Source organism: Cupriavidus sp. USMAA2-4, assembly GCF_001854305.1.
GTDB classification, from domain to species: Bacteria; Pseudomonadota; Gammaproteobacteria; order Burkholderiales; family Burkholderiaceae; genus Cupriavidus; species Cupriavidus malaysiensis.
This window is the reverse complement of record NZ_CP017748.1, coordinates 3466578-3479561: the sequence shown is the minus strand read 5'-3', so window position 1 is coordinate 3479561 and position 12984 is coordinate 3466578. Positions and strand designations below refer to the sequence as shown.

The following is a 12984-nucleotide window of genomic DNA, read 5'->3' as shown; positions in this document are numbered from 1 at the left end:
GGAATTCTCTCGCATCCGCTCAGAATCTCAGAAGGGCAGTTGCGCGTCCGGCTTCTCGGCCAGGATCGCGCGCTTGAACTGGGCCTGGATGCGCGCCAGCGCGGCATCGTTATCGGCTTCGAAACGCATCACCACCACCGGCGTGGTGTTGGACGGGCGCGCCAGGCCGAAGCCGTCGGCGTACTCGACGCGCACGCCGTCGATCTTGTTGACCTCGCGTGCGCCTTCGAACGTCGCGTTGGCGCGGATCTTGTCGAGCAGCGCGAAGGGTTCGCCCTCGGCGCACTTGAGCTGCAGCTCCGGCGTGCTGTTGGAATTCGGCAGCGCGTTGAGCACCGCGCTGGGGTCGGCATGGCGCGACAGGATCTCCAGCAGGCGCGCGCCGGTGTAGAGGCCGTCGTCGAAGCCGTACCAGCGGTCCTTGAAGAAGACGTGGCCGCTCATCTCGCCGGCGATCGGCGCACCGGTCTCGCGCAGCTTGGCCTTGATCAGCGAATGGCCGGTCTTCCACATCAGCGGCTCGCCGCCGTGCTGGCGGATCCAGGGGGCCAGCTTGCCGGTGCACTTGACGTCGTAGATCACCTGCTGGCCCGGGTTGCGCGCCAGGATCTCCTCGGCGAACAGCATCAGCTGGCGGTCGGGGAAGATGACCTGGCCGTCCTTGGTCACCACGCCGAGGCGGTCGCCGTCGCCGTCGAAGGCCAGGCCCAGCTCGCAGTCGGTCTCGCGCAGGCTGCGCATCAGGTCCTGCAGGTTCTCGACGTGGGCCGGGTCCGGGTGGTGGTTGGGGAAGCTGCCGTCGACCTCGCAGAACAGCTCGGTCACCTCGCAGCCAAGGCCGCGGAAAAGCTCGCCGACGAAGGCGCCGGCCACGCCGTTGCCGGCGTCCAGCGCGATCTTCATCGGCCGCGCCAGCTTGACGTCGGCCAGGATGCGGTCGATGTACTGACGGCGGATGTCGAGCTGCCGGTAACCGCCGGCGCCGCTGGTGAAGGTGCCGGCCTCGATGCGCTGGCGCAGGCCCTGGATGGCGTCGCCGTAGATGGCCTCGCCGGCCAGCACCATCTTCAGGCCGTTGTAGTCGGGCGGGTTGTGGCTGCCGGTGACCATGATGCCGGACGTGGCGCGCTGGCCATCGAGCTCGACATAGGTACCGAAGTAGACCATCGGCGTGGCGACCATGCCCAGGTCGATGACATCGAGACCTGCCGCGCGCAGGCCCTCGACCAGGCCGCCGAGCAGGTCAGGGCCGGACAGGCGGCCGTCGCGGCCGACCACCACGGCCCGCTCGCCCTTCTCGACGGCGGTGGAACCGAAGGCGAGGCCGACGGCGCGGGCCACCTCGCGGGTCAGCGTCTTGCCGACGATGCCGCGGATGTCATAGGCTTTGAAGATGGTGGGATCGAGTTGCATGGTTCGTCCTTCCTGTCCTGGGTATGCGTGATCGCGGCGTCCGGCCCGCTGCCATGGCAGGGCGGACGCCAAAGGTGATATTTTGCCGGAATGCGACGGGCGCGCCAGTTTATAATCGCTTGCCCGCATCGCCCGCCTGGTTGGGTTGACATGCCTCCCAGCCTAGCGCCTGTGCCGCCAGGGGCCCGACCCCGCACCCCGGGACAGCCCGATGCGCCGCCCCCGGCGCCCCGGAGCGATCCGGCGCGCCCCGGAGCAACCCGGCGCGCATGTCGCAGTGCCGGCGGATGAGGCGCCGGCCCGACACACGAACGCCTATCCGATCACGTCGATCACGTCAGAGACACTGGCATTGCCGTCCACCAACCCGCCTGACCGCCGGCTTCGCGTCGCCTTCCTGATCACCCAGTCGGAGATCGGAGGCGCGCAGGCCCACGTCCTCGACCTCCTGCGCGCGCTGCGCGGCCGCGTCGCCGCCACGCTGCTGGCCGGCGGCGACGGCCCGCTGCTGGAGCGCGCACGCGCAGCGGGCGCCACCGTGGTACGCCTGCCCTTGCTCGACAACGCCCTGTCGCCGCTGCGCGCGGCCGCCGCCCTGCGCCAGCTCCTGCGCGCCCTGCGCGAGGCCCGCCCCGATCTGGTCCACGCGCACAGCGCGAAGGCCGGCGCGCTCGGACGCGTGGCCGCGCGCCTGCTCGGCCTGCCCGTGGTCTACACCGTGCACGGCTTCGCCTTCAAGCCGGCCGCGCCGACGCGCCAGCGGCTCGCCGCGCGCGCCAGCGAATGCGTGCTGGCACCGCTCACCACCCGCATGATCTGCGTGGCGGAGGCCGAACGCGAGCTGTCGCGCGGCCTGCCCGTCGCGCAGGACAAGGTCAGCGTGATCCGCAACGGCATCGGCGACACGGCCCTGCAGGCGGATACCTCCCGACCGCTGCGCCGCATCGTCATGGTGGCGCGCTTCGCCGCACCCAAACGCCCCGACCTGGCCATGCGCGCCTTCGCGCGGGCGGCCCTGCCCGACTGCGAGCTCGTCATCGCCGGCGAAGGGCCGCGGCTCGAAGCCATGCGTACCCTGGCCGCCGGCCTCGCCCCGGCACGGATCCGCCTGCCCGGCGCGGAACAGGACGTCCCCGCGCTGCTGGCGAGCGCCCAGGCCTTCGTACTGGCCTCCGACCATGAAGGCTTCCCGCTCTCCGTGCTGGAAGCGATGCGCGCCGGGCTGCCGGTGGTCGCCACCGACCTGCCTGGCATCCGCGAGCAGCTCGACGGCGGCCGGTGCGGCCTCCTGGTGCCGGCAGACGACGAGGAAGCGCTGGCCCAGGCGCTGCGGCGCCTGGCCGACGACGCCGAGCGCATGCGCCTGGGACAGACGGGCCAGGCGCGCTGGCGCAGCCACTTCGGACTCGACGCGATGGCCGACGCGACCTGGGCCGTCTATCAGCAAGCCGTCGGCAGCGGGGCTGCGGCCCTGCGCCGTGCAGGTTCCACACGATGAACGAAAGCCCCCCGCTCCCCCGCAAGGACCACCGGCCGGCAGCCACGCGCTCCGAGACCGTGCGACGCGTCAGCCACATGCTCAGCTGGGCCCTGATCGGCCTGCTGCTCTACGCCGTCAACGCCTTCGTGGCGGAGGCCGCACATCACGCCGGCCTGGTCACCTATGTCTTCACCCGCACCCTGATCTGGTCGATCGCACCCTACCTGTGCGCCTTCGCCCTGCTGCAGCGCGCCCTGCACCTGCCGGCGATGGAAGGCAACAGCCTGATCGGCGTCGCCGTCACGCTGCCGTTCGCCGCACTGCTGTTCGTCTTCGCCGCCTTCCACATCGAATACTCGCGCGGCGCCCTGCTGCTGGGCTTCCTGACCACGCTGGTCTGGACCTGGAGCGGTTACCGCCGCTACGTCAGCAACTACGTCCCGGTGTTCGGCTATACCGACCCCAATGCCCTGCGGCAGTTGGAGGAGATCCTGCAGGTCGCGGGACCGGACGGCGCCATGCCGACGGGGCTGGCCCGCTTCGAGCCGATCGCCACGCTGGAAGCCGCCGCCAGCTGCGACGGCCTGATGCTCGACCGCAATGCCGCGGCCGATCCGGAGCGCACCCGCATGCTGGCCAAGCTCAAGCTCAGCCACGTGCGCATGTATTCGGTGGAAAAGATCGGCGAGATGCTGACCGGCCGCGTCGGCCTCAGCCATATCGACGACAACTTCCTCGACGACTACGCCAGCCACTACCTGTATGGCTATGCCAAGCGCGCGCTCGACCTCGCCGCCGTGGCCTGCCTGGCGCCGCTGGCCCTGCCGCTGGCCCTGGGCACGGCGCTGGCGGTCCGGCTCGACTCGCCCGGCCCGGTACTGTTCCGCCAGGTACGCGCCGGCCTCTACGGCAAACCCTTCACCATCCTCAAGTTCCGCAGCATGAGTTTCGACGCCGGCGCGCCGGCCCGCTTCGCCGCGCGCCAGGATCCCCGCGTGACGCGCGTCGGTCGCATCATCCGCAAGTACCGGCTCGACGAGATCCCGCAGCTGTGGAACGTGCTGTGTGGGCACATGAGCCTGATCGGCCCGCGGCCGGAGCAGATTCCCATGGTAGAGCAGTTCTCGGACACCATTCCTTACTATCCGTACCGGCACCTGGTGCGGCCTGGGCTGTCGGGATGGGCGCAGGTCGAGCAGGGGTATGTGGGCAGCATGGAAGAGACCGTCACCAAGCTCAGCTACGACCTCTACTACGTCAAGCATTGCTCGTTTGCGCTCGACCTGCTGATTGCGGTGAAGACGTTGCGGACGATGATGACTGGGTATGGGGCGCGGTGATGGTAGCGGCTGCCCCCGCCGGCGGACCAATGCGGATCCTGTTACTGACCACCGGCCTCAAGCTCGGGGGCGCCGAGCAGCAGGTCGCGGCGCTCGCGCGGCAGTTCATCGCCATGGGGCACGCTGTTGCGGTCGTCAGTCTGACCCCCGGCCAAGGCGTCAGACTGCCGGATGCGGCCACTCTGCTGCAGTTGCAGATGAGCAAGACACCCATGTCGATGGCGAAGGCACTGTGGCAACTACACGCATTTGTGCGAAAGTGGCGGCCGGAAATCATTCACGCCCATATGGTCCACGCCAACCTTCTCGCCCGCGCACTTGCGGCGACCGGGAATACACCACCGGTCATCTGCACGGCACATAGCGCCCGGGAAGGCGGCCGTCTTCGCATGCTCGCTTACCGCGTGACGGATCGCTGGGCCAACCTGACCACCCACGTCAGCCCGCAGGGAAGACTCGCCATGGTTTCTGCTGGCGCGGTTCCCGCCGCACGCATTGCCGTCATGCCGAATGGCATCGATACTTCGCTGTTTCGCCCGGATCCCGCCGCACGCAGCGACGCCAGGGCGGCACTGGGCCTGAGCGGCGACACGCGGCTGCTACTCAATGTCGGCCGTCTCGCCCGGGAAAAGGCGCAAACTGTATTGATCGATGCCTTTGCGCGCTTGCTGAGCGAGCCAGGGACACACGCCCGACTGATGATCGTCGGCGAAGGCCCCGAGCGCCCTGCCCTCGAACAACGCATCTGCCAGCACCGGCTGGATGGCCTCGTCACGCTCGCGGGTGTGCGCCACGATGTGCCGGCCCTGCTCAATGCAGCCGACCTGTTCGTTCTGTCTTCCGAAATCGAGGGCATGCCGCTGGTCGTGGGCGAGGCGCTGTCCTGTGGGCGCCCCGTGGTCTCCACCGATGCCGCAGGCGTGGCGGAGCTGCTCGGTGAATGCGGCGAAATCGTGCCCAGAGGCGATGTTCCTGCCCTGGCTGCGGCGATGCACCGAGCTCTCGCCGCCGGGCTTGGCAGCGCCCAAGAGCAGACCAGTCGCCGTCAGCGCGTGCTGTCGCACTTCAGCCTTGAAGCAGTCGCCACCGAATGGCTGGCTTGCTATGAGCATCTGGCACGCACGGAGCCCGACTGATGCAACGCAAGGTCGCACACAACCTGCTGTGGATGCTGGTCGAGCGAGGCCTGCAGGTCGGTGCCGGCATTGGCATCGTAGCCATGCTCGCGCGTGGGTTGGGGCCGGAGGGCTTCGCGCATATCCAGTATGCGCAGGCCGTGGTGTACATCGCCTCTTCGATTGCATTGATCTGCGGTGGTGAAGTCGTGATTCCACGCCTTGTCGCCAATCAGGATCTGCTTGTGCAGCATCGTCTGCTAGCCCATGCATTCGGGCTCAGATTGACGGCAGGTGTGCTCGGCTACCTGCTGATGTGTGCCTTCCTTGTCGTCACCGGGCAGACCGTTGAATTCTGGATTCCGGCCCTGATCATCGGCGTGGCCGTAGTGCTGCGCGAGCCATTCGGCATCGTCACGGCATGGATGCAGGCCCACACCCGGACTCGACCCAACACGCTGTTCAACCTGGCCTCGTTGACAGTAAAGGCGGCCGGAGTTGCATTGCTGTTTGCCGCGGGCATCCATAGCGTGCCTGCCTATGCGATAGCCTTCTCGCTCGAGCCGGTCGTCATGGCTGTCTTGTTGACCAGCTTCTACTTGGCACGTGCTCCACGTGCCCGCGTCGTGTACGAGCCGGCGCTGGCCAAGGAGCTGATCAGCAGCGGGCTGCTGTTCTGGGCCAGCTTCATGCTCATGATGGGCTCGCGCCGGGTCGACCAGTTGCTGCTCAAGCCGCTCGTCCCCCTCGGAGAACTGGGGGCGTATGCTGCATCGATGCAGATCCTCGACAACTTTGTCATGGTTGCCACCATTCTCGCAGCCGGCATTGCGCCCATCTACGTCTATGCGCAACCCACACTGCCCCAGGCGCGACGCAACATCCTCAAGATTACCGCCGCCATGATGGCCGTCGGCATCGCCGGCGGCACGCTGATCGCGCTGAGCGCACGCTGGATCATCCATCTGCTCTACGGCTCTGCCTTCGCCTCCGCGACGGGCCTGCTGCAGCTCGCCGCGCTGGCCTCCACGCTTGTCTTCGCCGATGTCGGACTCACCCTCCTGCCTATATACCTGCGGCGCCCACGACTGGTTGCAATCAAATGGGGTATGGTGTTTGCCATCACGATCGGCATTGACATGGTAGCCATTCCGCGCTTCGGCGTGTACGGCGCCATCCTGGGCTTCGCCGTCGCCAACCTGCTCTCGGTGCTGTTCGGCATTGCCACCTGGCTGCGCTGCGCGACGGCAAAGCCCGCTGCGCAGGAGGCCCGGGCATGACACCAACCCCGCTCCGGTTGTGCTTCCTTACCGGAACGTTGAATGCGGTGGCCGGTGCAGAACGAATGACCGCCACGATGGCCAATGCACTCGCATCGCAGGGGTATGCCGTCACGATCCTCAGCCTGTGGGACTCGGCGAGCTGCTTCCCGCTGCACCCGGCGGTCAATCACCAAGCGCTATTCGCACACCGCCCCTCCTTCAAGCGCGCTTATGCCACCACCGTGGCAGGCATCCGACACCATCTCCGGGAAAACAAAACGGCCGTGCTTGTCGAGGTGGACCCGATGCTCTCATTCTTTGCCCTGCCTGCCGCGCTCGGCTTAGGCGTGCGCCATATTGCATGGGAACATTGCCACTTTGACGAAGACCTCGGCAAGCCGGCTCGCAGGCTGGCGCGCCGCCTAGCCGCGCGATTTTACGAGGCCGTGGTGGTCCTGACTGAGCGAGACCGGCGCCGCTGGCTCCAAGCACTGCGGCCTCGCAGCAGGATCGCCTGCATCCCGAATCCCTTGCCCTTCTCGATGCCCGAGCAAGCCTCGTCCAGGACAGCCAAGACCGTGCTCGCAGTTGGCAGGCTCGTTGCAGCGAAGGGTTTCGATGTCCTGTTGCGCGCATGGGCGGAGGTTGCACCGCTGGCACCGGACTGGCGGCTGACGATTGTCGGAGAGGGCGACGAGCGCGTTGCATTGGAAGCGCTGCGAGACGAACTTGGGCTAGGCGCCTGCGTCACGCTACCCGGCATTTGCGCAGATGTAACGGCGGCTTACAGCCAGGCCTCGGTTTTCTGCCTCAGCTCGCGCTACGAGGGATTTGGCCTGGTACTGGTCGAAGCGATGGCATTCGGCCTGCCAATCGTAGCGACGGACTGTGAGACAGGGCCTCGCGAGCTGCTTGAGCCGGGACGTGATGCAATCGTGGTTCCGGTTGGGCAGCCAGCCCCGCTTGCCCGCGCACTTGCACACATGATCAGCCACCCAGGAGAAGCCGCCATACTGGGCGAGGCAGCCAGGCAGAAGGCCAGTGGCTTCCTGCCCGAGCCGATCATCCAACGCTGGGAAGCACTGCTTGATCGCTGCGATGCGGGCAACGAAAGGTGGCAGCGCGGGGACCTGAAGTTTCCTGGTGACGAGAATAAATAAGGCGAAACATTCTCCCTCTGTTCCTGCCTTGCTCGCCTGTCAGGGCAAGGTATAAAGAGGAAGTCCCCACAATATAATGCAGCTCGCCAGTGTGCGCGCCACAGATGCATGGCGAGCCCTTTCCGACGATGACACATCGGATCTTTGCACGGCATGGGAGCACAGTCTCAGCGCCTGCTTGTACGCTGCTTGAAGCGCTGCCGCTTACAGTGTGGCTGACGGGCCTGAGTGGTGCAGGCAAGTCGACGTTGGCCGACGGAGCACAGCGCTGGCTGAGCAGGCTGGGCATCCGCTCACTGCGCATTGATGGCGATCAGTTGCGAGCAGGTATTTGCCAGGACCTACGGTTCTCAGCCGAGGATCGCCATGAAAATGTGCGCCGAGCAGCTCATATCGCAAAGCTCATCAATGAGCAGGGGTTGCTGGTCCTCGTCTCGATGATCTCACCGACCGAACTCGATCGGCAGACCGCCCGCAGCATAGTGGGTGCCGATCATTTCCTAGAAGTCTACGTGAGGGCCGACCTTGAGCAGTGTCGTGCGCGCGACCCCAAAGGACTCTATGCCCGCGTCCAGCGTGGCGAGATCGCCCAATTCACCGGTATCAGTGCACCCTATGAGCCGCCGCGGACGCCAGACCTGACCATCGACACCACGACAGCCGACGAAACGTACTGCGCCAGCTTGCTGGCCCGGCTGGTCCTCGCCCGCAGCACCCGGCAGGACGCGACCTTTCTGCAACTGGCCTCACCATCCCCTTGAAGGATTTGGGGGCGATGCGAAGCACACCATCGCCCCCCTGCCGACCCACAGCCCCTCGCCTACGCGAGCCGCCGTCACCACCATGCATCGCAACCTCGCGCATCCACAACGATCATGACCAACGCCGTCAGGGATGTCATTGTCCACTACCACATCTTCAAGAATGCGGGCACCACCGTCGACGCCATCCTGCACGCCAACTTCCCCGGCTCCAATGGAGCCATCGAGGGCGAGTACCCCTGGGACACGCTGACAAGCCAGGACCTGCTCAACTTCATCCTGGACAATCCTCGGCTCGATGTTGTTTCCAGTCATCAGGCCAGATTGCCGGTGCCGATGCATCCGGGTTTGCGCATTCATCCTATCGTCTTCCTTCGTCACCCGATCGACCGGGTCGAGTCGGTCTACAAGTTCGAACGGCGCCAGGCACCGGACAGCCTCAGCCCCAGCGTACGTATTGCTCAGAACACAGATCTTAGAGGGTTCGTGGAGTGGGGCCTATCGGATGCGGGTACCGCCGTCTTCCGCAATTTCCAGACCATCCATCTCGCCGGACGACAACGGGATATGCGTAGCGCCCGCGCAACCAGCGCCGACCACCTGGTAGCCGCTGCCCGACTGAGCGAGTTGCCGTTCGTGGGCCTTGTGGACAGCTTCGAGGAATCGGTATCCGCATTGCAGCGCAAGCTGCGGCCGGCCTTTCCCGCCATCGCTCTTCCCGCCGAGACGGCGCTAAACCGCAGCGAAGGCAGAGCGGACAGACTCTCCGTCCGCATCGAGCGCATCGCGACGGAACTGGGAGACTCGCTGTTCGATGACTTGTTGAGCCAGAACGGCTTCGACCTCGATCTGTATCGGCAGGCCACCTTCCTGAGTGCGGACCGGAATGGACGAGACGTGCGCTGACGACCAGCGCCACTGGGCGCTGGGATGCTTCAATCATTAGACTAACGACTAGCAAAACGCCGCCCCACTGGCACGCAGATTGCCCGCACCGGGCGAGCGCACCCACGGGTCGGTGCGAGGCTCCCTCGCCAAATCCAGGGGGAGACTCCGGGTGCGTGCTAAATCGACCGGGCTGGCGATTGGCCTGTGACATAATCCCCCCCTGGCCGCATCCTGCGGGCTACCCGACGTACCGGCTCGGCCCTAGCCCCAATGTGCGCTCCCAATAACAGGAACAGAACACGAATGCCACGCCCGGAAAGCCCCCCTTTTGCTCCGGCCTTCTCGAACGCAGAATCGGAGGGGAGGAAAACGGCCACGTGCATTGGACTGCTCGTCGCGCTGAGCATTGTCGGAGTGACTTATCTACGCTTCGCGCCCTGGGTGCCGTCCGCCTTCTATGGTGACGACCTTTACAACCTGCTCGCAACCCGCCCCGAAGGGGATTTTGTGCACAGTTGGGAGCAAGCATTGGTCGGCGTCTTTTATGAGAAGTACCGACCGGTATTCGTCACTATCTGGTTTGCACTGACCAGAATTTCCCATGAAGATCTTCGCGCATTTCTGATTTTCAATGGGTTAGTTCACACCCTGAACGCAACGATCTTCTATTTTCTGGCGCTCGCCCTGTCGAGGAACAACAGGATGACAAGCATCGCCCTGACGCTTGTCTTCGCCAGTTCTCGCTTTGCCTTGTACCAAGTGACTCAAGGCACCGGTCCGGTCGAATCCGTAGCGCTCACCTTCTTCCTGCTCATGCTACTGGCAATCAGCCAGGCGCTGCAACAGCCGGAGCGCGGCCGTTGGCAATGGCTCGCACTGAGTGCGCTGATTCTCGCCCTGCACACCCACGAACGCTATCTTGCGGTATCCCCTTGGCTGGCGATCGTACTCTTCGTCCTTGCTCTGAAGCGGCCTGGCCGGCAAGCGGCGGCATTCATTCCAGCACTATTGAGTCTACTGACTCCTGTCGCCAATTTCCTTGTCAAAACCTGCCTGCTAGGTAGTTCATTCTTTGTGGGCACCGGTTCGACCCACCTCGCGCCGGATGTCCGGTCCAGTCTCGACCGCTTCCTGCAGGCGCTCCTTTCCGTCTGCGGGATCAACCATGGTCCTGACTTTCTGGCTGGTCATGATGTCCTCTCTGGACTCGCTTCCGGCAACCCTATGGACGGCGCCGTCCTGGCGACCGCGGCGGTAGTGCTCGGCCTCTGGATATGGCTCATGATGCGAGCCGTATCTGCAATGAAGGCAAGCGGGTCGGGGCGTATATATATCCCATTGTTCTTTCTCGGCCTGCTTCTTCTTATTCTGTTGCCGCCGGCCTTGACCATCCGAATGGAACAGCGATGGATATACGCACCGTTCTGCCTTTTCCTTCTCTGCTTTGCCTGGGCTTGCGGGGCGACCAACTCACGAAAATGGCTGCCAACGCTGGCATGTGTCCTCGCCTGCCTGTCTCTATTTGGAATCGACACCTATCTATCGAGATACTTTGAGAATATCTACATGATGAGTGCTTCGGCCGCAGCAACTCTGGCCAAGCGCGACATCATCGATACCAAGGCCGCTCCCCAAGGAGCACCTTTGCTCCTGATGGCTTCACGGGATCATTGCCAATGGACTTTCATCGACGGGCGTTTCTTCGAGCTTTATGAAGGCAGCCCTCGCAAAATCCATTGCGAACAGGACCCGCAAGCCTTCGCGAGGCTGCTAGCTATCCATTCTTCCGCATACGCATTTACCTATATGCCAGACGTAGGCTTCAAGCCTGAGCAGAGGCAGACGGAAAAAGCCACCCGAGGTCACTCATGATTCAAGACAAGAAACTGGATCCCCAACTCCTGCTGGAGATCCGCCGGCGTCTCGTTCGTATGCACTATGAGAGCGGTGTGGGTCACGCTGGCGGGAACCTGTCTGCCATCGACGCGCTGGCTCTTCTGTTCAAGGAATACATCGGCAAGGACGATCATTTCGTTCTTTCGAAAGGCCATTCCGCGGGCGCACTCTATGTTGCCCTGTGGAGTGCAGGCAAGTTGCCGGAAGAGGCGCTGAGCACCTTTCATAAGGACGACACGCTACTGGCAGGCCACCCCCCTGCCAAAGGCATTAAGGACATCATGTTCGCTACCGGCAGCCTGGGTCATGGCCTGTCGCTCGCGACCGGCACGGCGCTGGCACTGCGGCTGGGCAATAAGGAAGGGCGGGTCTTTTGCCTGACCTCGGATGGCGAATGGCAGGAAGGCTCCACCTGGGAAGCCCTGATCTTCACCCACCACCAGCAATTGACGAACCTGACAGTTCTCATCGACCACAATCAGTTGCAGGGATTCGGCACTACCACGCATGTGGCGTCGATGGCGCCGCTGTGGGAAAAGCTGCGTGGCTTCGATATCGAACTGGACGTGGTGCCCGGCCACAACCTTGACCAGATGCGCAAGGCGTTGGACAAACGACCTGGCCGGCCACATTTCATATTTCTGGAAACCACCAAGGGAAAGGGTGTTTCCTTCATGGAGGATCGCATGGAGTGGCATTACCTTCCCCTCACTGAAGACAACTACAAGAAAGCGATCGAGGAACTTACCAAGCCATGAGAAAGCAACTATGCGACGCCCTGGTTGCCAGGGCAGCAGCCGAAGACTCGAACATGGTCTTTCTGACCGGCGACCTCGGCTTCATGGCCCTGGAGCCCTTGCAAACAGTAATGGGCGAGCGCTTCATCAATGCCGGAGTTGCCGAGCAGAATATGATCTCGGTGGCCGCAGCGCTGGCGCGCCAGGGCCTGGATGCATGGGCCTACAGCATCGCCCCGTTCTGCTATGCCCGCCCCTTCGAACAGATCCGGAACGACATCTGCTTCCACAATTTGCCGGTGCGGCTGATCGGTAATGGCGGTGGCTACGGCTACGGCGTGATGGGCCCCACTCACCATGCCATCGAGGATTACGGCATCCTGCTGACCCTCCCCAATATGATGGCATTCACGCCGGTGTTCGATGAAGATATCCCGGCTGTGGTAGCGCGCGCCGGTGGCTCATCTCTATCCGCCTATCTGCGCCTTGGCCGCGGCGAAGCACCCAAGGGCTACACGGCACCACCGTATGCGCCCTGGCGCCAGCTCGTAGCCGGGGTGGGCACGCCGGTGGTAGCGGTAGGTCCCCTTGCGGGCACTTATATCGAGGCGCTTGCCGCGCAGCCCGAGAACGTGCGCCCGGCCCTGTGGGCCGTCAGCGAACTGCCGCTCAGCCAGAATCCTGTCCCCAGGGAGCTGATGGACCAGATTGAGCGCACCGGCACGCTCTGCGTCGCCGAGGAGCACGTCGCCCGAGGAAGCCTTGCGTCCGAGCTTGCCTTGTACCTGATGAAAGAAGGCGTCGCCGCGCGCGTGACGCATCTCTGCGCCAAGTCTCATCACTATGCGCGTTACGGTTCGCAAACCTATCTGCGCAAGGCCTCTGGACTCGATACAAGCCACCTGCTTTCGGCTTTGAATCTCGCCTGACTG

At 64.3% G+C, this 12984-nt stretch carries 11 protein-coding genes; 10 read left to right on the top strand and 1 reads right to left on the bottom strand.

The window, feature by feature from the left end; all coding sequences use genetic code 11:
* Positions 1-27: 27 nt before the first annotated feature.
* Entirely contained in the window at positions 28-1413 is a 1386-nt protein-coding gene (locus tag BKK79_RS15430; RefSeq protein ID WP_071014879.1) for a phosphomannomutase/phosphoglucomutase, read from the bottom strand.
* A 352-nt stretch (positions 1414-1765) separates the two neighbouring features.
* Between BKK79_RS15430 and BKK79_RS15425 the strand changes: the two genes are divergently transcribed.
* The 10 genes from BKK79_RS15425 to BKK79_RS15380 all read left to right on the top strand — a co-directional run bounded on the left by BKK79_RS15425 (position 1766) and on the right by BKK79_RS15380 (position 12981).
* Positions 1766-2911, top strand: a complete 1146-nt coding sequence (locus BKK79_RS15425) for a glycosyltransferase family 4 protein (RefSeq protein WP_232346220.1) — start codon at positions 1766-1768, stop codon at positions 2909-2911.
* Complete coding sequence (locus tag BKK79_RS15420; protein ID WP_071037991.1) at positions 2908-4233, top strand: exopolysaccharide biosynthesis polyprenyl glycosylphosphotransferase; 1326 nt, start codon at positions 2908-2910, stop codon at positions 4231-4233. The genes BKK79_RS15425 and BKK79_RS15420 overlap by 4 nt, the downstream gene beginning before the upstream one ends.
* Positions 4234-4262: 29 nt before the next feature.
* A complete protein-coding gene (locus BKK79_RS15415; RefSeq protein ID WP_071037990.1) occupies positions 4263-5369 on the top strand; it encodes a glycosyltransferase in 1107 nt (368 codons plus the stop codon).
* Entirely contained in the window at positions 5369-6628 is a 1260-nt protein-coding gene (locus BKK79_RS15410) for a lipopolysaccharide biosynthesis protein (protein WP_071037989.1), read from the top strand. Before BKK79_RS15415 ends, BKK79_RS15410 begins: the two co-directional genes overlap by 1 nt.
* Positions 6625-7770: a glycosyltransferase family 4 protein gene (locus BKK79_RS15405; RefSeq protein WP_071037988.1), complete on the top strand. Its 1146-nt coding sequence runs from the start codon at positions 6625-6627 to the stop codon at positions 7768-7770. Before BKK79_RS15410 ends, BKK79_RS15405 begins: the two co-directional genes overlap by 4 nt.
* A 104-nt stretch (positions 7771-7874) precedes the next feature.
* Positions 7875-8531 carry an adenylyl-sulfate kinase gene (gene cysC / locus BKK79_RS15400; protein WP_442873232.1) on the top strand — a complete coding sequence of 219 codons (657 nt, stop codon included), beginning with the start codon at positions 7875-7877 and terminating at the stop codon, positions 8529-8531.
* Positions 8532-8645: 114 nt separating this feature from the next.
* A complete protein-coding gene (locus tag BKK79_RS15395) occupies positions 8646-9437 on the top strand; it encodes a hypothetical protein (RefSeq protein WP_071037987.1) in 792 nt (263 codons plus the stop codon).
* Between the two features lie 285 nt (positions 9438-9722).
* A complete protein-coding gene (locus tag BKK79_RS15390; protein WP_071037986.1) occupies positions 9723-11291 on the top strand; it encodes a hypothetical protein in 1569 nt (522 codons plus the stop codon).
* Complete coding sequence (locus tag BKK79_RS15385) at positions 11288-12073, top strand: transketolase (RefSeq protein WP_071037985.1); 786 nt, start codon at positions 11288-11290, stop codon at positions 12071-12073. Before BKK79_RS15390 ends, BKK79_RS15385 begins: the two co-directional genes overlap by 4 nt.
* On the top strand, positions 12070-12981 hold the full coding sequence (locus BKK79_RS15380; protein ID WP_071037984.1) for a transketolase: 912 nt from the start codon (positions 12070-12072) through the stop codon (positions 12979-12981). Before BKK79_RS15385 ends, BKK79_RS15380 begins: the two co-directional genes overlap by 4 nt.
* The last annotated feature ends 3 nt before the right edge of the window (positions 12982-12984 follow it).

What these genes read in the sequence shown, in the direction of transcription:
- BKK79_RS15430 (WP_071014879.1), bottom strand. Translation starts at nt 1,413, where the DNA reads ATGCAACTCGATCCCACCATCTTCAAAGCCTATGACATCCGCGGCATC.
- BKK79_RS15420 (WP_071037991.1), top strand. Translation starts at nt 2,908, where the DNA reads ATGAACGAAAGCCCCCCGCTCCCCCGCAAGGACCACCGGCCGGCAGCC.
- BKK79_RS15415 (WP_071037990.1), top strand. Translation starts at nt 4,263, where the DNA reads ATGCGGATCCTGTTACTGACCACCGGCCTCAAGCTCGGGGGCGCCGAG.
- BKK79_RS15410 (WP_071037989.1), top strand. Translation starts at nt 5,369, where the DNA reads ATGCAACGCAAGGTCGCACACAACCTGCTGTGGATGCTGGTCGAGCGA.
- BKK79_RS15405 (WP_071037988.1), top strand. Translation starts at nt 6,625, where the DNA reads ATGACACCAACCCCGCTCCGGTTGTGCTTCCTTACCGGAACGTTGAAT.
- cysC (WP_442873232.1), top strand. Translation starts at nt 7,875, where the DNA reads ATGCATGGCGAGCCCTTTCCGACGATGACACATCGGATCTTTGCACGG.
- BKK79_RS15395 (WP_071037987.1), top strand. Translation starts at nt 8,646, where the DNA reads ATGACCAACGCCGTCAGGGATGTCATTGTCCACTACCACATCTTCAAG.
- BKK79_RS15390 (WP_071037986.1), top strand. Translation starts at nt 9,723, where the DNA reads ATGCCACGCCCGGAAAGCCCCCCTTTTGCTCCGGCCTTCTCGAACGCA.
- BKK79_RS15385 (WP_071037985.1), top strand. Translation starts at nt 11,288, where the DNA reads ATGATTCAAGACAAGAAACTGGATCCCCAACTCCTGCTGGAGATCCGC.
- BKK79_RS15380 (WP_071037984.1), top strand. Translation starts at nt 12,070, where the DNA reads ATGAGAAAGCAACTATGCGACGCCCTGGTTGCCAGGGCAGCAGCCGAA.